Genomic DNA, 22869 nt, shown 5'->3' on the forward strand with positions numbered 1-22869 from the left:
CGCGGACCTATTCTGTCCGTGTGAGTGAAGCGAAGCCCCGAGTCGAGCCGCTGGACCCGCCGATGGTCCCGTTCGCCGCCGGCGGGCTGGCCGCTTTCGCCGTCGCCGCCTTGATCGTCTGGCTGGCCGACGCTCCGGAGCGCTGGCTGCAGATCTGCATCGCCGGGTTCCTCGCGGGCATACCCGGCCTGATCACGATGATCGTGCACGACCGGCACCGCAGGCGCCGGCGTGCCCTGACTCACGGCGAGTTCAGGGTCACCAGTCAGCTGTGACCGTAGTCCTCGGCCGGCTCGCTCTCTTCGACCGAGCCGTGACCGCGGCTGACCGCCACCGACTCGACCTCGCTGTCGTCGAAAACCGTCGGCAGCTCCTCGACCGGCTGCTCGGCCGAGCCCTGCAGCGCCTCGGAGTGCGCGCCGCAGCCGTGGTCGGAGCTGACCGCCCGGCCGTCGTCGGGGGCGTAGAGGTTGCCGCAGACGCCGAACATGGAGCGCAGCGACCCGGCCAGCGGCAGATAGAAGCCGCAGGTGCCGCAGCGGGCGTTGCGCGGGGCGGCGACCGAGATCGGCGCCTCGGGGCCGGCCTCGCCGTCGTACCACCGCTGGGCGGCGTCGATGCGGCCCTCGCGCGACATCACCCGTGACCGGCCGAGGCCGAGTTCCCAGCTGACCTCTTCGACCGCGGGGTCGTCGCTGAGCACGTAGCCCTGGGCGAGCCGGTCGTCGTCGGGCGCGGTCGGCATGAGGTCGCCCACGCCGAGGTCGCCGGGCTGGAGGCGCTCGTTCCAGGGCACCCAGCCGGGGGCGAGCAGCGCGTCGGGGCCGGGCAGCAGCACCGTCTCGCACACGGTGACGTGCCGGCTGCGCGGGACGCGGGTGACCGTGACGGCCCACCGCCAGCCGCGGTAGCCGGCCAGGTGGCTCTCGAAGAGGTGGGTCACGAGGCGGTCGCCCTCGGCGATGGCCTCGAGGTGCTCGCCGATGTCGGCCGGGTCCACATCGGTGATCGCGCCGCGCGCGACCCCGATCGCGTCGGCACAAACCTGGTCGAGTCGGGCGGCGCGCGTGGAGGTCCGAGTCGTCACATATTCATTGTCCCCCACCGTGACTGAGGTTCCGCACCGACTCCCCCGGATTCTGCCGGTCACGGAACGGGACAGCGCTCGCCTGGATCAGTCAGGATGGGAGCCATGCCGCTGCTTCCCTCTCTCGGACGCACCGTCGGCACCGGCGTCAAGGCGGCCCGCCTGCTGGTGCGCGGATCCGTGCGCGGCGGAGCGTGGGCAACCCGCCGCGTCGGCACGGCGCGGGCCCGGGGCGCCGCCAACGAACAGGGCATGATCCGCCTCTTCGACCTGCACGCGCTCTCCTGCGCGGGCGACACCCTGATCGCGATCGGCCTGGCCGGCACCATCTTCTTCAACGTGCCGCTGGGTGAGGCGCGCAGCAAAGTGGCGCTCTACCTGCTGATCACGATGGTGCCGTTCGCGCTGCTGGCCCCGGTTGTGGGCCCGTTGCTCGACCATTTCCGGCACGGCCGGCGCTACGCCCTCGCGGTCACCATGCTCGGCCGCGCGTTCCTGGCCTACGTGATCTCCGATCACCTTTTCGGCTGGGGTCTCTATCCGGCGGCCTTCGGGGTGCTGGCGCTTTCCCGGGCGTACGGTGTGGCACGCTCGGCCGCCGTGCCGAGGCTCCTGCCCGAGGGTGTCGGCCTGTCCCAGGTCGGCGCCCGGGCCAGCGTCTACGGCACGTTCGCGGGCGCGGTGGTCGCCCCCGTAGGCCTGCTCGCGTTCAAATTCGGCCCGCAGTGGCCCCTGCGCGTAGCGATGATCATTTTCATCGTCGGCATGGTCGTGTCCCTCCGCCTGCCGCCGCGCGCCGACTCCGACCCGCCCGAGGCGGTGCCGCGCCCCTGGCGCACGATGCTGCGCCTGGGCCGGGGAGAAGACCGGCCGCTCTCCAGCCGGCTGGTGGTGGCCACCCTGATCGGCAGCGCCAGCCTGCGCCTGCTGTTCGGCTTCACGCTGCTCTTTCTCGCCTTCGTCATCATGGCCGACCAGCTCGACACGACGATCCTGGGCAACGACATCGGCCGCCAGGGCGCGGTCGGCCTGATCGGCGGCGCCCTGGCCGTGGGCACGTTCCTGTCCACCGCAGTGGGCACGAGACTGCGTATCCGCCGCCCGCTGGCCCTGCAATCCACCGGCCTGGCCGTCGTGGCCGCCATGGGCGTACTGGCCACGCTCTTCTACAGCCTGGCCACGGTCACCCTGCTGGCGCTGCTGGTGGCCGTCTTCAGCGGCATCGCCAAGCTGGCCGTCGACGCCAGCATCCAGGAAAGAGTGCCCGAACGCCTGCGCGCCAGCGCCTTCGCCCACTCCGAGACGGTCCTGATGATCGCCTGGGTCGTCGGCGGCGGCATCGGCATCATCCCGCTACCCGGCCGCCTCGGCGTGGCCCTGGCCGCCCTGCTGGCCGTCGTAGCCGCCGCCCGCGCCGGCTGGGTGGCCACCCGCCTGCACAACGAGCGCCTGAGCGGGCGGGTCGACGATCCCGCTCCCGACCGCGAGCCCGCCCACGCCACAGCCACCTCACCCGGCGCCACCTCACCCGGCGCCGCCTCGCCCGGCGCCACCTCACCCGGCGCCACCTCACCCGGCGCCGAAGAGCCCGCCCCCCGATGGACAGGCCCCGGATCGTCGAGCAGTCCCAACCCAGCCGACCCGTGGCCGGACGCGCCGACCGTGCCCACCCACACCCGCGCCAACAACACGCCGCCCCGCCGCACGCCACCCGCCCAGCCCCGCGGCGACCGAGCGGACAGCGAACACACAGCTCGAAACCGCACTTTCGAAGAAGGCGGGCGCTCGTCAGACCGCGCAGTCCATAGGGAAGACGATCGAGCCGCCGGCGGTAGCGGCCGCCCGGTGGGCGACGGTCCGCCCACTCGCGTCGACCCCAGCGAGCCCAAAAAGGGCTGGTTCGGCCGCCGCAAAGACAAGCGAGCAGCCTCCGACCCCTCGCCACGCCCCACCGAACCACCGAACCGCGCCCCCGAGCCGCCACCCCGCGCTTACGAGCCGCCGGCCTCGCCCACGCCGGATGCCGCGCTGGCCCCACCGGGCTTTCACGTTTACCGCCCGACCTCTGCCGACAGCCCCACCAACGGCAGCTCCAGTGCCGACGACCAGGACCGCTGACGCCGCACCCACCTCGGACTCCACCGACGTCCAGGCGCCCGAACGTGCCGGAGCGTTATCCACAATTCAGCGTTGTCCACAGGCGCTTCGGCGAAGATCCGCAAAACTCGCCACAATGACGCCGTGGCCGGGGGCCCCCGGGAGGGTGGGCTCTGCGTTGGCCGAGCTCGGCTGCGACTGACTGGAGCCTCGGGCCAGGCTAGGGCGCAGGCCACGGGCTCAGCACGGGGTGCGCTCGACGTTGAGCGCGGATATTGATCGCCGGTCGAGGAGCGAGGAACCAACTTATGACTTTGCCTCTGCTGGTGGTCACGGCTGTGGCAGCTGAGGCGGAAGCCGTGCGGCAAGGCGCCGACCTGGCTCACATCGTCGTCGAGCCGGTCGGTGTGGGCCCCGCCGCGGCCGCCGCCGGCACCGCGCGCCTGCTGGCCACCGGCCGCTACTGCGCCGTCGTCTCAGCCGGGATCGCCGGCGGTTTCCCGGGCCGCGCCCCCGTCGGCTCCATCGTGCTGGGCGCCCGCAGCATCGCCGCCGACCTGGGCGCCGAGACGCCCGACGGCTTCCTCCCGGTCGACGAGCTCGGCTTCGGCACCAGCGTGCTCCCCTGCGACCCCGCTTTCCTGAAGGCCCTGACCGCCGAGCTGCCCGAGGCGATCGTCGGCGATGTCGTGACCCTCAGCACGGTCACCGGCACAAAACGGACCGCCGACCGCCTGGCCGAGAGTTATCCACAGGCGGTGGCCGAGGCCATGGAGGGTTACGGGGTCGCGGTTGCCGCCGCCGGTCTGCCCTTCGCCGAGCTGCGCGCCATCTCCAACCCGGTCGGACCGCGGGATCGGGCCGCCTGGCGCCTCCGGGAGGCGTTCGCCGCGTTGTCCACAGCTTCGGGCCGGTTGTGGACAGCCTGTGGATAACCTCACCGTGTGGGATGAGCGACACCCGTCGTGACCGGTGAGGGCCGCGGGACACGTCTAGCGTGGACCCCGTGGCGCTCTCACTCGCGGTCTCCCCGTGTCCCAATGACACGTTCGTCTTCCACGCTCTGGTGCACGGGCTCATCCCGGGCACACCCGAGGTCAATCTGACCTTCGCCGACGTCGACGTGACGAACACGGCGGCCGAGCGGGGCGAGTTCGATCTGGTCAAGGTGAGTTACGCGGCTCTGCCCTGGCTGCTCGACGACTACGAGCTGCTGCCCACCGGCGGCGCCCTGGGCCGCGGCTGCGGTCCGCTGGTGCTGGCCCGCGAGCCCGGCGTCGACCTCGCCGGCAAGACGGTGGCCGTGCCGGGCGACCGTACGACGGCCTATCTGCTGTTCCGCCTCTGGTCGGCCGACCGCGCGCCGGGCCGCATCGAGGTCGTCCCGTTCCACCAGATCATGCCCGGGGTGGCCGAGGGCCGGTTCGACGCCGGCCTGGTCATCCACGAGGCCCGCTTCACCTATCAGCGCTACGGCCTCACCGCGCTGGCCGACCTGGGCGAGTGGTGGGAATCCGACACCGGCCTGCCCATCCCGCTCGGCGCCATCCTGGCCCGCAAGGGCGCTGTCGACCCGGCCCGGGCCACCGAGTGGATCCGCAACTCGGTGAGCATGGCGTGGGCCAACCCCGACGCGAGCCGCGAGTTCGTGCTGGCCAACGCGCAAGAGATGGAGCCCGAGGTCGTCCAGCAGCACATCGACCTCTACGTCAACGAGTTCACCCTGGAACTGGGCCGAGACGGACTCGCCGCCGCCGACGCCCTGTTACAGCGCGCAGCGGCGGCGAACTTGGCGCCGTCAGTGAAGCCCTTTATCTAGACTTCGAACTCTTTCGCGACCGCGTGGACGAGCTGCGCGATCTTCTGAGCGACCCGCTTGTCGGGGTAGCGGCCGCGGCTCAAGCCGGGCTGCACCTGCGACTCGAGCAACTTGATCATGTCTTCGACCATGCTGTGCAGCTCTTCGGCGGGCCGGCGTCGCAGCTCGGACAGCGACGGCGGGGCGTCGATGAGCTTCACGCCCATCGCCTGCGCGCCCTTGCGGCTGTCGACCACGCCGAACTCGATGCGCTGACCTGTCTTCAGCTCGGCCACCCCGGCCGGCAGCGCGCCCTTGGGCAGGAACACGTCGCCGCCCTCATCGCTGGTGACGAACCCGAATCCCTTCGCCGCGTCGTACCACTTCACTCGACCCGTGGGCACCGCTGACCTCAACTTCACTGGTGAGAATTATTCGGGCGGTGGAAACCGGGGCGCCAACCTACGGCAGTCCGCCGGTCAAGGCAGGCCCCGAACAACCCTCGAATGGAAACAACCGCTTACCGCAAGGCTACTTAAGCCGTGGGCCCGGACCCAACTGCAATCTCGCGGAGCAGACCCGGCAGACCGGTGAGATCTTTCAACACGTACGCGGCCCCGGCGGCCCGGAGTTCGTCCGGCGGGCACGGTCCGGTGGCGACGCCGATGCCCGGCACCCCGGCCGTGCGCGCGGCCACCATGTCGGCGACGTGATCCCCGACGTACCAGCCGACGCCGTGCTTGGTGATCGCCGTCGCCTTGCCCTCGGCGAAGAGGTCACCAGCCACCTCGTCGGCGACGATGCCCAGGTGGTCGAGGTGCAGCCGGGCGAGCCGGCCCAGCTTCGATGTGACGACCACAACACGGAGTCCAAGCTCACGCACGGCGGCGAGCGCCTCGGCAGCGCCGGGCATCGGCACGGTCGGGGCGATCGCGTACTCGGCGTAGAGCGCCCGGTAGGTGGTCACCGTCTGCTCGATCTGCTCGGCCGGGAACCAGTGGCGGAGCTCGGTGCGCAGCGGCGGCCCCAGGCGGCTGACCGCGAGGTCGGCGTCCACGAAGACGCCGGTCTCAGCGGTCAGCGCCTGGTAGGCGGCGCGAATACCCGGCCGGGAGTCGATCAGGGTCATGTCCAGGTCGAACCCGACCGCTTGCGTCATGACCGACTGCACCGAGCGGCACCCCAGCACACCGCAGCACGGCCTCGCAGGCGAGGGCCGGGAGGGCATGACATCTGCGGGCTCAGCTCACGCGGGGGTCGACGGGATGTAGTGCAGCTGCTCGACCGGGAGCGGGAAGGTCTGGTCGTCACCGAACGGCGACGGCGCCGCGGCCCGGTCGGAGACGATCTCGGACACGTTGAAGTGATCTTCGGGCCCGCGCGGGTGCGTCTGGCGGTCGGCGGCGCCGCCCTTGACGGCGGTACCCGGCAGAGTGTTCTTCGCGGCCACGGATGTCCCCTTCAGTGTCCCGGTTCAAGATCTTGGCGCCGGCCGGAGCCGGGCACTCCAATATCGTCCCACGGTCGCTAGCGTTGAACACGATGGCCACCACATTCGCCGATCACCTGCGGTCGCTCACTGACGAGGCGCTGAGCGCGCTCATACAGTTGCGCCCCGACCTGGTCGTCCCCGTACCCGCCGACATCTCCGCGCTCGCCGTGCGCGCGCAGTCCCGCGGCTCGGTCGCCCGCTGTCTGGACGGCCTCGACGAGTTCACCCTCGCCGTCCTCGACGCGGCCCGGCTCAGCCGCGCCCCCGAAACGGCTCTGACCTCGGTCGGCGCGATCCTCGAGCTCGCCTGCGACGTCGAGCCGGAGGACGTCCGCGTCGCCGTCGACCGCCTTCGCGTCCGGTTCCTCATGTTCGGTGGCGACGATGCCCTGCACCTCGTGGGCGCGATCGACGAGGTCACCTCGCCCTATCCGGCCGGTCTCGGCCGGCCCGCCGACTTCCTCGACCCCCAGGCGGCGGCGCTCTGCGCCGACAAGGCCAAATTGCGCCGTACGGTCCTGGCCGCCCCACCCGGCGCCCGCGCCGTGCTCGACCGGCTCACCGCCGGCCCCCCGATCGGCGCGCTCGGCCGTGACTCGGTCGCCGAGCCGGTGCGCTGGCTGGTCGACAACCACGTGCTGGTGCCGATCAGCGAGGCCTGCCGGGCCCCGCGCCCCGACGGTGAGCTGGTCGAACTGCCTCGTGAGGTGGGCCTGCTGCTGCGCCGCGACACCGGCCCGCTGGGCCCGCTGCGGCCGTTCCCGCCGATCCCCGAGGGCACGGTCCGCGACCCGAAGTCGGTCGACTCGGCCGGCGCGGGCCAGGTGATGGAGGCCGTCCGCAGCACGGAAGCCCTGCTCGAGGCTCTGGCCGCCGAGCCGGCCCCGGTGCTGCGGGCCGGTGGTCTGGGCGTACGCGACCTCAAGCGCCTGGCCAAGGCGGCCGGCCTCGACGAGCCCGGCGCGGCTCTGCTGCTCGAGGTGGCGCACGCGGCCGGGCTGCTCGGCGAGGCCGACGCGGCCGGCACGTCGCGGTCGGTGACCGTGAGCCGAGCCTCCGGGGTGGTCGACGAGATCTTCCTGCCCACCGCCGCCTACGACCTGTGGCGCGCGCTCAGCATCGCCCAGCGCTGGGTGTCGCTGGCCCGCGCGTGGCTCGCCATGACCCGGCAGCCCGGGCTCATCGGCCGGCGCGACGACCGCGACCGCCCGATCAACGCGCTCGCCCCCGACGCCGAGCGCGCCGGCGCCCCGCAGGCCCGGCGCGAGGGTGTGCTCGTGCTGGCCGACCTCAAGCCGGGCACCGCGCCACAGGTCGACGAGGTGCTCGGCCTGCTCGCGTGGCAGACGCCCCGCCGCTCGCGGGGCCGCGAGGCGGCGCACCGCGATGCCCTGACCAGCGCGGCGGCGCTCGGTGTGACCGCGCTCGGGGCCGTCACCTCGTACGGTCGGCTGCTCTTCGAAGATGTCGAGGACATTGACGGCGACCCGCTCGGCGTCCGCCCTGGCGCGACCGAGCCGCCGGGCGACGTCGTGCGCACGCTCGACGCACTGCTCCCGGCCCCGGTCGACCACGTGCTGGTGCAGGCCGACCTGTCCGTGGTGGTGCCCGGCCCGCCCGAACCGGAACTGGCGGCCGAGCTCGACGTGATCGCCGAGCCCGAGTCGGCCGGCGGCGCGAGCGTGTTCCGGGTCACCACGGCCAGCGTGCGGCGAGCCCTCGACGTCGGCTACACGGCGGCCGATCTGCATTCGGTGTTCCGCCGCCGGTCACGCACCCCGGTGCCGCAGACGCTGACGTACATGATCGACGACGCCGCCCGCAAGCACGGCGGCCTGCGCGCCGGCTCCGCCGGGTCCTACCTGCGCAGCGACGACGAGGCGCTGCTGGCCGAGGTGATGGCCGACAAGCGGCTGGGCTCGCTGGGCCTGCGCCAGATCGCGCCGACCGTGCTGGTCAGCCCGTTGCAGGTGGCGCGCCTGCTGGGCGGCCTCCGCGAGGCGGGCTTCGCTCCGGTCGCCGAGGACGCCGGCGGCGCCGCCGTGCTGGCCCGGCCCAGGGTGCGCCGCGCGCCGACCCGTACGTCGGTGGCCTCCCGACTGGCCGATCAGGCCGGCCCTCCGCTGCTGGCCGGGCCGAGGCTGGCCGGAGTGGTCGAACAGATCCGGCGGGGGGACATCGCCACCCGCGCGGCCCGCCGGGCCCCGGTGAGCGTGCGCGCTGCCAACGGACAGGGCGTGCCGGGGCTGACCCCGGTGCAGCAGCACGGCCAGGCGATGGCGGTGCTGCAGCAGGCCGTACGGGAGAAGGCGCGGGTCTGGGTGGGCTACGTCGACTCGCACGGGGCCACGTTGTCGCGCCTGGTGCGGCCGGTGTCGCTGAGCGCCGGTTACCTGCGGGCGGAGGACGAGCGTACGGAAACGCTGCACACCTTCGCATTGCACCGGATCACGGCCGCGGTTCCCGACGAGGAAAACTGACGCGCGGGTCGCACACCCCCGTCGGGTGCGACCCGCCTCCCCCGCGCATCTCTATCAACGCGGTCGCGTGCCGGAAGGTTGCACCGGATCCGTGTCACACTGGAGGGTCGGTTTGAGCTCTTCGAAGGGTGTAACACGTGAGCGGCGGACCACTTATCGTCCAGTCCGACAAGACCCTCCTGCTGGAAGTCGACCATCCGGACGCGAAGGCGTGCCGGATGGCCATCGCCCCGTTCGCCGAGCTCGAACGGTCACCGGAGCACGTGCACACGTACCGGCTGACCCCCCTCGGCCTGTGGAACGCGCGCGCCGCCGGGCATGACGCCGAGAGCGTGGTCGACTCGCTGATCAAGTACTCGCGCTATCCGGTGCCGCACGCGCTGCTGGTCGACGTGGCCGACACGATGGACCGCTACGGCCGGTTGCAGCTGGTCAACGACCCCTCGCACGGCCTGGTGCTGCGCGGCCTCGACAAGATCGTGCTGATCGAGGTGGCGAAGTCCAAGAAGCTGGCCGGCATGCTCGGCGCCAAGATCGACGACGAGACGATCGCGGTCCACCCGTCCGAGCGCGGCCGGCTCAAGCAGGCGCTGCTCAAGCTGGGCTGGCCGGCCGAAGACCTGGCGGGCTACGTCGACGGCGAGGCCCACGAGATCAACCTGGCCGAGGACGGCTGGACGCTGCGGTCGTACCAGCAGGAGGCGGTCGACGGCTTCTGGGCCGGCGGCTCGGGCGTGGTGGTGCTGCCCTGCGGCGCCGGCAAGACGCTGGTCGGCGCGGCCGCCATGGCCACGGCCAAGGCGACGACGCTGATCCTGGTCACCAACACGGTGGCCGGCCGCCAGTGGAAGCGGGAGCTGATCGCGCGCACCTCGCTGACCGAGGACGAGATCGGCGAGTACTCGGGCGAGCGCAAGGAGATCCGCGCCGTCACCATCGCGACCTACCAGGTGCTGACGTCGCGGCGCGGTGGCGCGTTCACCCACCTCGACCTGTTCGGCGCGCGCGACTGGGGTCTGGTCATCTACGACGAGGTGCACCTGCTGCCGGCGCCGATCTTCCGGTTCACGGCCGACCTGCAGGCCCGCCGCCGGCTCGGCCTGACCGCCACGCTGGTGCGCGAGGACGGCCGCGAGGGTGACGTGTTCTCGCTGATCGGCCCGAAGCGCTACGACGCCCCGTGGAAGGACATCGAGGCCCAGGGCTGGATCGCGCCCGCCGAGTGCGTCGAGGTGCGGGTCACGCTGACCGACGCCGAGCGGATGGCGTACGCGGTGACCGAGTCCGAGGAGCGCTACCGGGTGGCCGCCACCGCGCGCACCAAGCTGCCGGTCGTACGGGCCCTGGTCGACAAGCACGCCGACGAGCAGGTGCTGGTCATCGGCGCCTACATCGATCAGCTGCACCAGCTCGGCGAGTACCTCGACGCCCCGATCATCCAGGGCTCGACCACCAACAAGGAGCGCGAGCGTCTCTTCGACGCGTTCCGTTCCGGCGAGTTGCGGACGCTCGTCCTCTCGAAGGTCGGCAACTTCTCGATCGACCTGCCCGAGGCGGCGGTGGCGATCCAGGTGTCCGGCACGTTCGGCTCACGGCAGGAGGAGGCGCAGCGGCTCGGGCGGGTGCTGCGGCCCAAGGGTGACGGGCGGCAGGCGCACTTCTACACAGTCGTCTCCCGCGACACGATCGACACCGAGTACGCGGCCCACCGCCAGCGCTTCCTGGCCGAGCAGGGTTACGCCTACACGATCGTCGACGCCGACGACATCCTCGGCCCGGCCCTGCCCCAGGTCGACTGAGCCCCGGCTATGACGCCGACGGCGCCGGCGCGGTAACGGCCGGCGCCGCCGGGCCCTCGACGCTGCTGCCGCTGCTGGCGAAGAAGGCGAAGAAGGCGCAGAGGAACAGCACGAGCACGACGCCCCCGACGATCCCGAAGATCAGCCAGAACCTGCTGCGGTTGGGTCCGACCGGCGGGGTGAAGCGGGTGCCGGCCTCTTCGTGGGCGGCCGCGGCCACCACCTCGGGGCTGCCCAGCCGCTCGAGCACCTCGATCACCTCGCCCTCACTGCCCAGGTTGCGCTCGGACTGCTCGGCGGCGATGTGCGCGGCCAGGTCGTTGAGCAGCTCACGGCGCTGAAGGACGGGTAGGCCGGCCAGGCGCTGATCAACCTCGCGCAGATACTCGGCGACGACGTCGTTCTGTCGGGTCTTCATGCGGCCTCACCTGTGCCCACGAGTCGGTCGACGGTCTGTCGGAACTGCACCCATTCGGCGCGGAAGTGGTCGAGCGCGGAGCGCCCGCCCGGGGTCAGGCCGTAGTAGCGCCGCGGAGGGCCGCTCGGCGACTCGACCCATTTGCTCTCCAGCCAACCTGACCGGCGCAAGCGGGAGAGCAGTGGATAGATCGTGCCTTCGCCGGCGGCCAGCCCGGGCTCCCCGCCCAGTCGTCGCACGAGTTCGTTGCCGTACCTGTCCTCGGTCTCGACCATGGCCAGGACGCAGAACTCGAGCGTGCCGCGGCGCAGACTCGTCGCCAACTGCGAAGCATCTGCCATGTGCGACACAGTACCTTGCGCTGCAAGGTAGGTCCACACGGAAAAGCCCCCGGCACCGGACCGGGGGCTTCGCCTGCCTATCGACGCCAGGTGCGCGTGGCCGTGGCCGTGACATTGCCGGCCCGGTCGTACGCGCGCAGGGCCACCTTGATCGTCTTGCCGTACTTGGCGGTGTTGATCGAGAAGCTGTACGCGGCCTTGGTGTCGCGGGCGGCGATCTTCCCGTTGACCAGCAACTCGACCCGGGCGACACCGTTGCGGTCGCTCGCCGCGGCGGAGATCTTCACCGTGCCCTTGACCTTCGCCTTGTTGGCCGGCGCCTTGGTGACCCGCAGCGCGGGCCGGGTGTTGTCCACGATCACCGAACGCCTGGCGGTCGTCGACTGGCCGAAGTCGTCCACGAGATACCAGGTCAGCACCCGCAGACCGTCCTTGCCGGCGGGAACGGAGTCCCGGTAGGGCGCGAAGCGGTCCGAGCCCGTCCCGTTGTCGAGCGTCGCCCACTGCACGCCGATCGCGTCGGTCGCCGCCACCGTGCTGGTGATCCGGGTGCCACGCACGAGGGCGAGTTGCGCCGGAAGGAGGGACGTAACCTTGGGCCCGCTGGCGTCGACCTGGAAACTGACCGGGGTGACGCTCCGGTTCCCGATGCTGTCCCAAGCCCGGATCTCGCCGGTGACGGTCCGGCTGGTCGTGCCGAAGTCGTAGTCGATCCACTCACCCGTCGAGCGCACGACGCCGCCGACCAGGAACTCCGAGCGCGCGACGCCGGAGACGTCCGAGTACTGCCCCCAGATCAGGTTGCGTCCCTTGCCCACGACACCGTATTCGCTGTCCCCGTAGTCCAGCGAGACGCTGGGGCCGTAGTTGTCGACGCGGTACAAGGCCGGAATGAGGTTTTGGGACTTGTTGCTGTCGATGATGCGGAAGAGCACCCCCCTCGACGGAACCGCGACCGTGTCCCAGGTGAGCGTCCACGGCGCCTCGGTCGCCCGGGACAGGACCCTGCCGTTCGCGAGGAGCGCGATCTCGGTGACGTTCTCGGAGACATCAGACACCGTGAACTCGACGACGCCGTGCACGATGCTGCCGCCGGCGGGCAGGAACGTGGCTTGTGGCAGAACCCGGTCGGCGGCCACCGCGGGCGCCGAAGCGGTCATGATCAAGGAACCGGCCGCCGCCGCGACCACGGCGGCACGAAACTTGCCCATCGAACTCCCTGTCCATCCATTGAGGTCGACAGGTTAAACGATCAAGCGGGAAGCGCGGGGCCCGGCCGGAGCAGATCGCCCATCAGGTCGCCGTGCTTGTCGACGCGCTCCAGCACCTCGGCCGCGCGATAGTGCCGCGGCTCCGCGGCGCTGGTGGCCACCGCCTCCACCTCGTCCCAGGTGAGCGGGGTCGAGGCGGTCGGCTCGGACTGGGCCCGCAGCGAATAGGGCGTGACGGTCGTCTTGGCCGCGTTGTTCTGACTCCAGTCGATGAAGACCTTGCCCGGACGGATGGCCTTGGCCATCTTCGCCGTGATCGAGCCCGGAACCATCGCCGCCAGCTCTTCCGCGACGCTCTTGGCGTACGCCGACACGAGTTCCGCGTTCTGCGTGCCCGAGATCGGGCAGCACAGCTGCATCCCCTTCTTGCCCGAAGTTTTGGGGTACGCCGAGACCCCGTCCTCTTCCAGCCGGTCACGCATCAGCATGGCCACCGCGCTGCACTCCCGGAGTCCGGCCGGCGCGCCCGGGTCGAGGTCGACGACGAGCAGGTCGGGGTCGGCGCCGATCCGCCACTGCGGCGTGTGCAGCTCGAGCGCGGCCAGGTTGGCCAGCCAGACCAGGGTCGCCAGCTCGTCGACGACAACGAAGTCGATCGTCTCGCGGCTCTTGGTCGACCCGGGCACGGGCAGCGTCTCGAGTCGCACCCAGTCCGGCGTACCCCCGGGCTTGTTCTTCTCGAAGAAGTGCACCCCGTCGACGCCGTTCGGGTAGCGGATGCGCGTCACCGCCCGGTCGGCCAGGTGCGGGATCATGACCGGGGCGATGCGCGTGTAGTAGTCGATGACCTCGCCCTTGGTGAACCCGGCGGCCGGGTACATCAGCTTGTCGAGGTTGGACAGTTCGAGGTCACGGCCCTCGATCGACACTCCGAAACGGTCACCGGGCATCCTCGTCCTCCTCCGCGCACTCCTCGGGCGACTTGTCGGGGCGCAACCGCAGATAGCGAGGGAAGCGCAACCGCCCGTCCGGCGTCCGGTTGCCGTAGCGGACCTCGACCACCAGCTCCGGTCGTACCCAGTGGGCTCCCCGGGAATCCTCGCGGGGCACCGCACCGGCCCGGAACGGCGACTCCCGCCGGGCCAGCGGTTCGAGCGCGGCCAGCAGCTCCTTCTCGGCCACGGCGCCGATGCCCCCGCCGACCCGCCCCCGGAAGGCCAGCCCGTCCGCGGTCGGCACGCCGACGAGCAGACCCCCGAGCTTGCGTACGCCCGACCGCCACCCCCCGATCACGTAGTCGCCGGTCCGGTCGAACTTGACCTTGACCCAGTCCGGCGAGCGGCTGCCCGGAAGGTAGACCGAGTCTTCCCGTTTCGCCACCACGCCCTCGAGGCTGTTCTCGCGGGCCGCGTCCGCGGTGGCCGGCCCGTCGCCGAACGACGGCGGCACCATCCAGTTCGGCCCGGCCAGGCCCAGCTCCTCGAGCTTCTCGCGGCGGGACCGATAGGGCAGGCCGGTGCAGTCGTGGCCGTCCAGAAAGAGCAGGTCGAAGATCATGTACGTGACCGGCAGGGTCGCCGCCAGCCGGGCTGCTCGCAGCCGTTCCCGCACGTGCATGCGCTCGGCCAGCGCGGTGAACGAGGGCCGGCCGGCCGCGTCCAGCACCACCATCTCGCCGTCGACCAGCGTGCCCGCCGGCAGGCTCAGGTCGGCGATCTCCGGGTACGCCGCCGTCACGACCGCCCCGGAGCGCGCGAACAGGTCGGGTGATCCCTCGGTGAAGAGCGCGAGAACCCGTACCCCGTCCCACTTGAACTCGTAGCTCCACCCCGGCCCGACCGGCAGCGCACCGGCGGTCGCGAGCATCGGAGACAACGGCGCACCAGGCACCCGATCACCATAGGCAGGATCGAACACCTTACGCAGGGGTCTCAGTGATGCCATCCTGATCAGGACGTCTCACCCTGGGTACAGGAGTCATCATGCGAGCGATCTGGAAGGGCGCGGTCTCCTTCGGCCTGGTGTCCATCGCCGTCAAGCTCTACTCGGCGACCGAGGAGAAGGACATCCGGTTCCACCAGGTGCACCGCACCGACGGCGGCCGGATCAAATACCAGCGCACCTGCTCCGTCGACGGCGAGGTGGTCAGCTACGACGACATCGCCAAGGGCTACGACATCGGCGGCGGCGAGATGGTCATCCTCACCGACGAGGATTTCGCCGACCTGCCGCTGACCACGTCGCGCGCGATCGACGTGCTCGAGTTCGTGCCGGCCGAGCAGATCGACCCCATCCTGTTCGCCAAGTCCTACTACCTCGAACCCGAGGGCCAGGCGGCCAAGCCGTACGTGCTGCTCCGCGACGCCCTGCAGGACGCCGACCGGGTCGCCATCGTCAAGATCGCGATCCGCCAGCGGGAGCAGCTGGCCACGCTGCGCGTGCACGAGGGCGTGCTGGTGCTCAACACCATGCTGTGGCCCGACGAGGTTCGTACGCCCGACTTCGGCTTTCTCGACGAGGACATCGAGACCCGCCCGGCCGAGCTCGCCATGGCCAGCTCGCTGATCGACTCGATGGCCGGCAGCTTCAAGGCCGAGGAGTTCACCGACAACTACCGGGCGGCGCTGCAAGAGGTGATCGACGCCAAGGTCGAGGGCCGCGAGATCGTGCAGCCGGAAGAGGCCGAGGAGGCGCCGGCGGCCGCGGTCGACCTGATGGCGGCGTTGAAGGCCTCGGTGGAAAGGGCCAAGGCCGCTCGGGGCGAGTCGGCGCCCGCACCCACACCCGCCAAGAAGGCGCCGGCCAAGAAGGCCGCGGCCAAGAAGGCGCCCGCCGCCAAGAAGGCCGCTCCCGCCAAGAAGGCGGTGAAGAAGTCGGCGTGACTAGAGTTGGTCCGTGGCATTGACGTGGGCTGAGTCTTACCTGGGCAAGGTGCGGGCGAGTGTCGGGGATTCCGACACCATCCTCTTCGTCGGGGCGCGCGGGGTGATCCTCGACGACCAGAATCGGCTGCTGCTGATCCAGCGGTCCGACAACCACCGCTGGGCCATCCCGGCCGGGGCGATGGAACTCGGCGAGAGCATGGAGGACTGCGCTATCCGCGAGGTGTGGGAAGAGACGGGTCTGCGGGCCACGTCGCTCACGCCGTTCGCGTTCTACAGCGCGTACACCTACACGAACGACTACGGGCACACCTACCAGCAGATCCTCATGTCGTTCCGGATTCACACCTGGGAGGGCGAACTGCTGCGCCAGACCGAGGAGTCCGTCGACGCCGGCTTCTTCCCGCTGGACGCGCTCCCCGGCCCGAAGTCGTTCGTCCTCGACGAGACCCTGGCCGACCTGGCCCAGTTCGAGGCCACGGGCCGCCTGGTCATGAAATAACGCTCGCCCCGCCCCGGCGGTCTCAGGCACGATCCCCTGCGTGGACCTGACCCCGCTGCGCACCTCGCGCGACTACCGCCTCGTCTTCATCGGCGGCTCGGTCAGCGGTTTCGGGTCCTTCATCACGTACGTCACCATCCCGTTCCAGGTGGCGGCGATCACCGGCGACCCCCTGATGGTCGGCCTCCTGGGCGTCTGCGAGCTGGTGCCCCTGCTCGTCATGGCGTTCGTGGGCGGCGCGCTGGCCGACTATCTCGACCGCCGCCTGCTGGTGCGGGGCGGCGAGTTCGCCTTGGCCGCGCTCACCGGCGTACTGCTGGTCAATGCGCTTTCCCACGAGCCCCACCTGTGGCTGTTGTTCGTGGTGGCGGCATTGACCGCCACCGTCGACGGCTTGCAGAGGCCGGCGCTCGAGGCGATGGTGCCCCGGCTCGTACGGCCGGAGGAACTGCCCGCAACGATGTCGCTGCAGGCTTTCAGCTCGCAGATCGCCCAGGTGGGTGGGCCCGCGCTCGCCGGTCTGCTGATCTCGGCGGTCGACCTGGCCTGGGTGTACGCCTTCGACCTGCTCACCTTCACCGCGTCGCTGCTGTGCCTGACGCTGGTACGGGCCGTGCCGCCCCCGCCCGACGCGGACCGGCCGTCGATCCGAGCGGTGATCACCGGCCTGCGCTACGCCCGGTCGCGCCCGGAACTGCTCGGCACCTACCTGGTCGACATCAACGCCATGTTCTTCGGCATGCCGCAGGCGCTCTACCCGTTCCTGGCAACCCAACTGGGCGGTCCGCGTGTGCTCGGTCTGCTCTACGCAGCCCCGGCCGTCGGCTCGATGCTGGCCACCCTGACCAGCCGCTGGACCGGCCGTGTGCACCGGCACGGCCTGATGGTGGTGGTCGCGGCCGCGCTCTGGGGCGTCGGCATCGTAGGCGTCGGACTGTCCCAGTGGCTGTGGCTGACGTTGCTGTGCCTGGCCTTCGCGGGCGCCGCCGACATGGTCTCGGGCATCTTCCGCTCGATCATCTGGAGCCAGACCATCCCCGATCACCTACGCGGCCGCCTGGCCGGGATCGAGATGCTGTCGTACACGACCGGCCCGCTGCTGGGACAGCTGCGCTCGGGTCTGATGGCGCGCACCCGGCTGGGTGTGGGCGGCTCGACCTGGGTGGGCGGCGTCCTGTGCGTGGTCGGCACCGCGGCGCTGGCCGCAGCGCTGCCCCGCTTCCTGCGCTACGACGGAAAGGACGGCATGGCCCTGAAGAAGGCCGCCGACGACGCGTGGCTGGCCGCTACCGAAGCTCGTTCGCGAGCAGCCCCATCGTGAACTTGTCGATCCACTCGCCGTCGCGGCGGAAAACCTGCCGCAGACGGCCCTCCTCGACGAACCCGACCTTGCGGTAGATGTGCACGGCGGGTTCGTTCTCGACGACCGCGGTCAGGGTGATCTTGCGCAGGCGCATTTTCTCGAACCCGTACCGGCAGACGGTCCGCACCGCGTCGGTGCCGTAACCCTTGCCCCAGAAGTCTTTCTCGCCGAGGTAGACGTCCAGGTCGGCGACGCCCGTCTCGGGCTCGGCGCCGTGCAGCCGCACCAGCCCGATCAGCGTGCCGCCCGGCTCCTCCACCCCGAAGAGCACATCACCGTACGCGTTGGCCGCCCGCTCCTCGAGCCACTTGGCCACCTGGGCCGTCGTCTCGGCGTAGCCCTCGTCCATCCACCGCATCACATCGGCGTCGTGGTTCCATCGCCACAGCGCCTCGGCGTCCGCGACCCCCAGGGCCCGCAGCCGGACCTTGTCCCCGTAGGCGTCCATGGCGCGTCAGCGTAGCTCCACCCGGCGCGTGAAGTCGTGCCCGCACGGAAGCACGACGAAGACGACGGATTCGACGAGCAGCGACCCGTCCTCCTGCTCCTCGTAGTCGAGCGGCTCGGCGTTGACGTCGGTGACCACCTTGTCGCAGGTGGGGCACCGGCCACCGGCCGTCACCACCCCGAAGTCGCTGGCCGGCAGCGCGTCGGGCGTGGGGTCGGGGGCCGACTTCTGGGCCGGGGTCATGGGCGGACGGAGATGCGGCTTGGCCATACCCCACCGTACGGCGAAGTCAGACACCCCGGCCGGAAGCCACGGCCTCGTGGTACTTCATGGTCAGCGGCCGGGCGTCGTCGAAGTTGAGCGCATGCACGACGGCGTGGTGCTGCTCGGAGGCGTCGCGTTCCGGGCCGCGCAGCGCCGAGGCCAGCTCAGCCTCGTCGACCGGAGCCAGGCCCAGCGGCACGAAGGCAGCCGGGTCGGCGCCGAAGGCGCCCGCGGGCGGCGTCGCGCCGGGCGGATAGGGCCGTCCCAGCATGTCGTACCAAATTTCGTTGTCGTCGTCGTCCCAGGCCTCCATCAGTTGGGCCTGGTCCGACAGGTACTCGTGGTAGGCCGCGCCGTCGCGAAAAAGCAGGGCCACCAGCACGTCGGAGTCGAAGACGTTGAACGTCGCGGCCAGGCTCAGTCGCGTCGCCAGACCCTCGGTCTCGGCATAAACACCGTCTCCCTCCGGGACCACCGCCCACCGGCGCTCACCCATCGGCATGATCACAGCTCGCTGTCCCGACGCCACCACCGCGGCTCGGATGTCTTCGAGTTCGCCGACGGCCAGAACCGTCTGATAGCTGCTGCCCACGGGCCGAGACGGTACGCCTAGCGCACGTCCGGCTCGGGCAGGGGCTTCACCGCGCCGGCGATCGTGATCGAGATGATCAGCAGCACCGCCACCGCGACCAGCGCGTTCTTGACCATGATGTGGTCGCCCAGGAAGCCGATCAGCGGCGGCCCGCCCAGGAAGGCGCAGTAGCCGATCGAGGCGACGACGCTCACCCGGGACGCCGCGTGGGCCGGGTCGTCCGCGGCTGCGCTCATGCCCACCGGAAAGCCGAGCGACGCACCCAGTCCCCAGAACAGCGCACCCACGAAGGCCAGCGGCGTGGCCGGCCCGAGGATGTAGAGCGCGAGCCCACCCAGGCTGACGGCGGCCAGCACCCGCACGACGGCTACCCGGCCGTACCGGTCGAGCAGTGCCGGCCCGAACCACCGGCCGGCCGTCATCGCGGCCAGGAACAGCGCGAACGCCAGCGTGCCGACCGCAGCCGACGTGCCGTAGCTGTCGATCATCGAGACGCTGATCCAGTCGATCCCCGCACCCTCGGTGAACGCGAACGCCAGCACGAACACGCCGACGATGATCGTGCGCGGCTCACGCCACGTGGCCAGCGCGTCGTGCAGGCCATTGCGCTTGGTGACCGGCGCGGTCGAGCCGACCATCGTCGGGTCGGACGGGGTGACGGCGGGCACCGGGCCGGCGTCGTCGGGGACGAAGGCCCGCACCGCAACGATGACGACGGCGGCGATCAGCACCGCGGTGACGGCGAGGTGGATCGTGACCGAGATGCCGAGCGCGACCGCTCCGGCACCGGCCAGGGCGCCCGCGACCGTGCCGATGCTGAAGCCGGCGTGGAAACGCGGCATGATCGCCTTGCCCAGGCGCCGTTCGACGATTGCGCCCTGCACGTTCATGGCCACGTCCCACGAGCCGTTGGCGAAGCCGAACGCGAACAGGGCGAGCAGCACCGGCGGCACGCCGTACAGGTAGCCGATCGAAACGCCGACCATGGCCGCGCCGAGCAGGGCGCCCATGGCGGCAACCGTTCGGCTCGAGCCGAGCCGGGCGACGATCTGCCCCGCGAGCAGCAGCGAGATGATCGAACCAGCGGCCAGCGAGAGCAGGACGAGGCCGATTCCGGACGGGTTCAGGCCGAGTTCGTCCCGTACCTGGGGGATTCGCGAGGCCCAGCTGGCGGCGGCGACGCCGGCCAGGATGAAGGCGGCGTAGACAGCGCGGGTCGCCGCCCGCACCTCCGGTGTCGCCTCGACAGCGGCGGTTACTGTGGGACTCCGAGGAAACGGCCGACGATCGTACGGGTCTCCGCGCGGTCGTAGGTGGCGGTGGACAGGGTGAGGTGCATGACGAGGCCCTCGATGACCGCGTCGATGCCCCGCGCGGTGACCGGATCGATGAAACGCTCGAGCACCGTTCGTGACCGGCGCATCCAGGCGTCGGTCACGCTCCGGAGGGCGGGATTGCGCAGGGCGGCGAGGTAGAGCTCGTACGAAACAGCCCAGTCGCGCACGTCGCCCCCGGCATCGGTGTTGATCAGGTCGGTGACGGCGTCGGCGAACCCGGCCAGGTCGGTGACCCCCTCGAAATGCGCCTCGTAGCGCGGCGACATCAGCTCGGCGTGCCGCCGGAAGGCCAGCTCGAGCAGGTCCTCGAGGCTGTCGAAGTGGTAGGTGATCGAACCGAGCGGCACGTCGGCGGCGGCCGCGATGCGCCGGCTGGTGGTGCCGGCGACGCCGTGATCGGCGATCACCTCGATGGCCGCGTCGACGATCCGGCTCTTGCGGTCGGGGTCGTAGCGGCGGGGCGAACGGGCGGCGGGCACGGCGGTCACGGCTCCACCTCGCGGATCACGCGGGCCGGATTGCCGACCGCGACCACGTCCGGTGGCAGGTCTCTGGTCACGACCGATCCCGCCCCGACCACGGTGTTGTCACCGATCGTCACCCCCGGCAGCACGATGACGCCGCCGCCGAGCCAGACGTTGTCGCCGATGACGATGGGCGAGGCCGCCTCCCACTTGTCGCGCCGGGGCCCGGCAGCGACCGGATGCCAGGCGGTGAGCAGTTGCACGTTCGGCCCGATCTGCACGTCGTCGCCGATGGTGACAGTCGCCACATCCAGGCTGATCAACCCGAAGTTGGCGAAGGTGCGGGCGCCGACGAAGGTCTGGTAGCCGTAGTCGCACCGGAACGGCGGGCGGATCTCGCTCTCCGCGCCGAACCGCCCGAGCAGCTCGGTGAGCAGCTCGCGCCGCAGGGCGTGGTCGGTGGGGTCGGCCGTGTTGAGGCGGTGGGAAAGCGCCGCGGCCCGGTTCATGTCGCTGAAGAGGGCCGGATCGTCGGCCCGATAGAGCTCACCGGCGAGCATGCGCTCGCGCATCGCGGTCATGCGTACAAGCGTACATAAGGTTGCGCGATTAGACTTCCGCCCCGTGATCGCGGAGCCGGCTTGGGATGTGGCAGTTGTCGGCGGCGGGCCGTCGGGCCTGTCGGCAGCAAGGGCTGCGGCCGCCGCCGGGGCTCGCACGATCGTGCTGGAGCGGGCCGAGCACCCGCGCTACAAGACCTGCGGCGGCGGCCTCATCGGCACTTCTCTGGCGTACGCCTCGGAGCACATCGACGTGCCGGCGCGCGACAAGATCTCGGCGTTGACCTTCACGCGAGCCGGGCGCCACTCGTTCACCCGCCGGGCCGCCTCGTCGCCGTTCCTGACCCTGGTCCGGCGCGACGATTTCGACCACGCGTGGTATTCGGCCGCGGTGACCGCCGGTGCTGTCGTCCGGCAGAACGCTCAGGTACGCGCCGTCGACCAGGGCGTGGTCACGCTCACCGACGGTGAGCAGATCACCGCCGGCACGATCATCGGCGCCGACGGATCGGCCGGCATCACGTCCCGGTACGTCGGGGTGACGTTCGAGCAGCAGGATCTCGGCCTCGAGGTGGAGCTGGCCGCCACCGAGGCCGACCGCTCGACGTGGGAAGGCCGGGTCCTGCTGGACTGGGGCTCGTTCCCCGGCTCGTACGGCTGGGTCTTCCCGAAACAGGACGAGCTCACGGTCGGCGTGATCATGGCAAAGGGACACGGCGCCGAGACGAAGAAGTACCTGGCCGGATTCCTGCAGCACCTGGGCCTCAGCGATCGCCGGGTCGTCCGCGATTCCGGACATCTGACGCGATGCCGACGCCCCGACGCACCGCTCCGGCGGGGACGGGTCGCGGTCGTCGGTGACGCCGCCGGCCTGCTCGAGCCGTGGACCCGCGAGGGCATCAGCTACGCGCTGCGGAGCGGCGGGTGGGCCGGCAGCGCCTGGAAAGATCTTTCGCGGTACGAGCATCAGGTGGCGGCCGAACTGGCGCCCGAGATGGCGGCGGGCCGCCGCATGCTGAACGCGTTCTCCCGCTACCCGCGGGTCGTGCACGCGGCGATGGCCACGCCGCTGGGCTGGCGCGCCTTCGAAGCCTTCTGCCAGGGCAACCTGTCGATGGCCAGCGTCATCCAGCGACCCGGCATCCGTGCCCTGCTAACCCTCTTCCGGGCCTGAGGTCTCCTTCAGCGGCCGCGCCGGCCAGGGCGCCCACTGCACGGGAGCAGCGAAGCCGCTCCGTCGCGCCTCCCGGGAATCCTCCCTGGTCAACGGGCCCTCCCGGCGAGCGTTGATACCCACGCCGATCAGCCGGCTCTCGTACCAGGAGCCACCGACCCCGCGCCGCACGCGCTCCCACAGCCCGCCCTCGACGAGCGCAGCGGCCTGGAGGCGAAGCAGCTCGACCAGCTGCACCGGATCCTCGTCGCAAACAGCACACGAGCAGCCGGGCAGAGTCTCGACCCACCATCGACCGAGACGCAGGGCGATGCCCGGCGTCTCGGTGAACGCGATGGCCAGCGGTGCGGCCGCCGGCGTACGCGGCATGAGCCTTTCCAACCGCACCAGAGCGTCAGCCGCCCCGAGGGACTCCTTGCTCTCGCGGCGGTCGACCATGTAACGCTCCGCCAGCTCGTCCAGCAACGCCTCGGCCGCGTCCTGCAGAACGGCAAAGCGGGCAACATGCGGGTCGGCCCTCACCAGCGCAGTATGCCGTCCCCGGCCGACGACTCACCAGC

At 71.1% G+C, this 22869-nt stretch carries 26 protein-coding genes; 10 read left to right on the plus strand and 16 right to left on the minus strand.

Annotated features, from left to right (window positions below):
- Window positions 1-62: 62 nt before the first annotated feature.
- Complete coding sequence (locus tag KXC43_RS31015; protein WP_221379930.1) at window positions 63-275, plus strand: DUF2530 domain-containing protein; 213 nt, start codon at window positions 63-65, stop codon at window positions 273-275.
- On the opposite strand, the gene KXC43_RS31020 is transcribed toward KXC43_RS31015, so the two are convergent.
- Window positions 266-1105, minus strand: coding sequence for a DUF3027 domain-containing protein (locus KXC43_RS31020; protein ID WP_438870925.1), 840 nt, complete (start codon window positions 1103-1105; stop codon window positions 266-268). The genes KXC43_RS31015 and KXC43_RS31020 overlap by 10 nt on opposite strands.
- Before the next feature lie 87 nt (window positions 1106-1192).
- Here KXC43_RS31020 and KXC43_RS31025 point away from each other — a divergent pair, with 87 nt between their 5' ends.
- The 3 genes from KXC43_RS31025 (at window position 1193) to KXC43_RS31035 (ending at window position 5003) form a co-directional block, all read left to right on the plus strand.
- Window positions 1193-3205, plus strand: coding sequence for an MFS transporter (locus KXC43_RS31025; protein WP_221379735.1), 2013 nt, complete (start codon window positions 1193-1195; stop codon window positions 3203-3205).
- A 287-nt stretch (window positions 3206-3492) separates the two neighbouring features.
- On the plus strand, window positions 3493-4119 hold the full coding sequence (locus tag KXC43_RS31030; RefSeq protein ID WP_221379736.1) for a futalosine hydrolase: 627 nt from the start codon (window positions 3493-3495) through the stop codon (window positions 4117-4119).
- Between the two features lie 71 nt (window positions 4120-4190).
- Window positions 4191-5003 carry a 1,4-dihydroxy-6-naphtoate synthase gene (locus KXC43_RS31035; protein WP_221379737.1) on the plus strand — a complete coding sequence of 271 codons (813 nt, stop codon included), beginning with the start codon at window positions 4191-4193 and terminating at the stop codon, window positions 5001-5003.
- Here KXC43_RS31035 and KXC43_RS31040 read toward each other — a convergent pair.
- The 3 genes from KXC43_RS31040 to KXC43_RS31050 form a co-directional block, all read right to left on the minus strand.
- Window positions 5000-5386: a cold-shock protein gene (locus KXC43_RS31040; RefSeq protein ID WP_221379738.1), complete on the minus strand. Its 387-nt coding sequence runs from the start codon at window positions 5384-5386 to the stop codon at window positions 5000-5002. The genes KXC43_RS31035 and KXC43_RS31040 overlap by 4 nt on opposite strands.
- Window positions 5387-5517: 131 nt before the next feature.
- A complete protein-coding gene (locus KXC43_RS31045; RefSeq protein WP_221379739.1) occupies window positions 5518-6141 on the minus strand; it encodes an HAD family hydrolase in 624 nt (207 codons plus the stop codon).
- Between the two features lie 87 nt (window positions 6142-6228).
- The gene (locus KXC43_RS31050) at window positions 6229-6432 is read right to left on the minus strand and encodes a hypothetical protein (RefSeq protein WP_221379944.1); all 204 of its coding nucleotides are present in this window, start codon (window positions 6430-6432) and stop codon (window positions 6229-6231) included.
- A gap of 92 nt (window positions 6433-6524) precedes the next feature.
- Between KXC43_RS31050 and KXC43_RS31055 the strand changes: the two genes are divergently transcribed.
- Both KXC43_RS31055 and KXC43_RS31060 read left to right on the plus strand, forming a co-directional pair.
- On the plus strand, window positions 6525-8954 hold the full coding sequence (locus tag KXC43_RS31055; RefSeq protein WP_221379740.1) for a helicase-associated domain-containing protein: 2430 nt from the start codon (window positions 6525-6527) through the stop codon (window positions 8952-8954).
- A 137-nt stretch (window positions 8955-9091) separates the two neighbouring features.
- Window positions 9092-10753 carry a DNA repair helicase XPB gene (locus KXC43_RS31060; RefSeq protein WP_221379741.1) on the plus strand — a complete coding sequence of 554 codons (1662 nt, stop codon included), beginning with the start codon at window positions 9092-9094 and terminating at the stop codon, window positions 10751-10753.
- Window positions 10754-10760: 7 nt separating this feature from the next.
- On the opposite strand, the gene KXC43_RS31065 is transcribed toward KXC43_RS31060, so the two are convergent.
- The 5 genes from KXC43_RS31065 to ligD (KXC43_RS31085) all read right to left on the minus strand — a co-directional run bounded on the left by KXC43_RS31065 (window position 10761) and on the right by ligD (KXC43_RS31085) (window position 14613).
- Window positions 10761-11171 carry an HAAS signaling domain-containing protein gene (locus KXC43_RS31065; protein ID WP_221379742.1) on the minus strand — a complete coding sequence of 137 codons (411 nt, stop codon included), beginning with the start codon at window positions 11169-11171 and terminating at the stop codon, window positions 10761-10763.
- On the minus strand, window positions 11168-11512 hold the full coding sequence (locus KXC43_RS31070) for a PadR family transcriptional regulator (protein WP_221379743.1): 345 nt from the start codon (window positions 11510-11512) through the stop codon (window positions 11168-11170). The genes KXC43_RS31065 and KXC43_RS31070 overlap by 4 nt, the downstream gene beginning before the upstream one ends.
- Window positions 11513-11589: 77 nt before the next feature.
- Window positions 11590-12723 carry an Ig-like domain-containing protein gene (locus tag KXC43_RS31075; RefSeq protein ID WP_221379744.1) on the minus strand — a complete coding sequence of 378 codons (1134 nt, stop codon included), beginning with the start codon at window positions 12721-12723 and terminating at the stop codon, window positions 11590-11592.
- 41 nt (window positions 12724-12764) lie between these two features.
- Window positions 12765-13673 carry a non-homologous end-joining DNA ligase gene (gene ligD, locus KXC43_RS31080; protein WP_221379745.1) on the minus strand — a complete coding sequence of 303 codons (909 nt, stop codon included), beginning with the start codon at window positions 13671-13673 and terminating at the stop codon, window positions 12765-12767.
- Window positions 13663-14613 (minus strand): non-homologous end-joining DNA ligase, encoded by a 951-nt coding sequence (gene ligD, locus KXC43_RS31085; RefSeq protein WP_221379746.1) that lies wholly within the window; start codon window positions 14611-14613, stop codon window positions 13663-13665. Before ligD (KXC43_RS31085) ends, ligD (KXC43_RS31080) begins: the two co-directional genes overlap by 11 nt.
- A gap of 92 nt (window positions 14614-14705) precedes the next feature.
- Between ligD (KXC43_RS31085) and ku the strand changes: the two genes are divergently transcribed.
- Genes ku through KXC43_RS31100 form a run of 3 tightly spaced genes read left to right on the plus strand, consistent with a single transcriptional unit; the run spans window position 14706 to window position 17428 of the window.
- Window positions 14706-15605, plus strand: coding sequence for a non-homologous end joining protein Ku (gene ku, locus KXC43_RS31090; RefSeq protein ID WP_221379747.1), 900 nt, complete (start codon window positions 14706-14708; stop codon window positions 15603-15605).
- Between the two features lie 13 nt (window positions 15606-15618).
- On the plus strand, window positions 15619-16107 hold the full coding sequence (locus tag KXC43_RS31095; RefSeq protein ID WP_221379748.1) for an NUDIX domain-containing protein: 489 nt from the start codon (window positions 15619-15621) through the stop codon (window positions 16105-16107).
- A 40-nt stretch (window positions 16108-16147) separates the two neighbouring features.
- Window positions 16148-17428: an MFS transporter gene (locus KXC43_RS31100; RefSeq protein WP_221379749.1), complete on the plus strand. Its 1281-nt coding sequence runs from the start codon at window positions 16148-16150 to the stop codon at window positions 17426-17428.
- On the opposite strand, the gene KXC43_RS31105 is transcribed toward KXC43_RS31100, so the two are convergent.
- Genes KXC43_RS31105 through KXC43_RS31130 form a run of 6 tightly spaced genes read right to left on the minus strand, consistent with a single transcriptional unit; the run spans window position 17394 to window position 21156 of the window.
- Window positions 17394-17918: a GNAT family N-acetyltransferase gene (locus KXC43_RS31105; RefSeq protein ID WP_221379750.1), complete on the minus strand. Its 525-nt coding sequence runs from the start codon at window positions 17916-17918 to the stop codon at window positions 17394-17396. The two genes, KXC43_RS31100 and KXC43_RS31105, sit on opposite strands and share 35 nt — an antisense overlap.
- Window positions 17919-17924: 6 nt before the next feature.
- Window positions 17925-18188 (minus strand): hypothetical protein, encoded by a 264-nt coding sequence (locus KXC43_RS31110; RefSeq protein ID WP_221379751.1) that lies wholly within the window; start codon window positions 18186-18188, stop codon window positions 17925-17927.
- A 19-nt stretch (window positions 18189-18207) separates the two neighbouring features.
- Window positions 18208-18774: a hypothetical protein gene (locus KXC43_RS31115; RefSeq protein WP_221379752.1), complete on the minus strand. Its 567-nt coding sequence runs from the start codon at window positions 18772-18774 to the stop codon at window positions 18208-18210.
- Window positions 18775-18791: 17 nt separating this feature from the next.
- On the minus strand, window positions 18792-20003 hold the full coding sequence (locus KXC43_RS31120) for an MFS transporter (RefSeq protein WP_221379753.1): 1212 nt from the start codon (window positions 20001-20003) through the stop codon (window positions 18792-18794).
- Window positions 20004-20029: 26 nt separating this feature from the next.
- Entirely contained in the window at window positions 20030-20599 is a 570-nt protein-coding gene (locus tag KXC43_RS52865; RefSeq protein ID WP_221379754.1) for a TetR/AcrR family transcriptional regulator, read from the minus strand.
- Window positions 20596-21156, minus strand: coding sequence for a sugar O-acetyltransferase (locus KXC43_RS31130; RefSeq protein WP_221379755.1), 561 nt, complete (start codon window positions 21154-21156; stop codon window positions 20596-20598). The genes KXC43_RS52865 and KXC43_RS31130 overlap by 4 nt, the downstream gene beginning before the upstream one ends.
- Before the next feature lie 43 nt (window positions 21157-21199).
- Between KXC43_RS31130 and KXC43_RS31135 the strand changes: the two genes are divergently transcribed.
- Window positions 21200-22309, plus strand: a complete 1110-nt coding sequence (locus tag KXC43_RS31135; protein ID WP_308129336.1) for a geranylgeranyl reductase family protein — start codon at window positions 21200-21202, stop codon at window positions 22307-22309.
- Here KXC43_RS31135 and KXC43_RS31140 read toward each other — a convergent pair.
- Entirely contained in the window at window positions 22289-22831 is a 543-nt protein-coding gene (locus KXC43_RS31140; RefSeq protein ID WP_221379757.1) for a DUF6226 family protein, read from the minus strand. The genes KXC43_RS31135 and KXC43_RS31140 overlap by 21 nt on opposite strands.
- Window positions 22832-22869 lie beyond the last annotated feature (38 nt).

The organism is Paractinoplanes polyasparticus, from assembly GCF_019710575.1.
GTDB classification, from domain to species: domain Bacteria; phylum Actinomycetota; class Actinomycetes; order Mycobacteriales; family Micromonosporaceae; genus Actinoplanes; species Actinoplanes polyasparticus.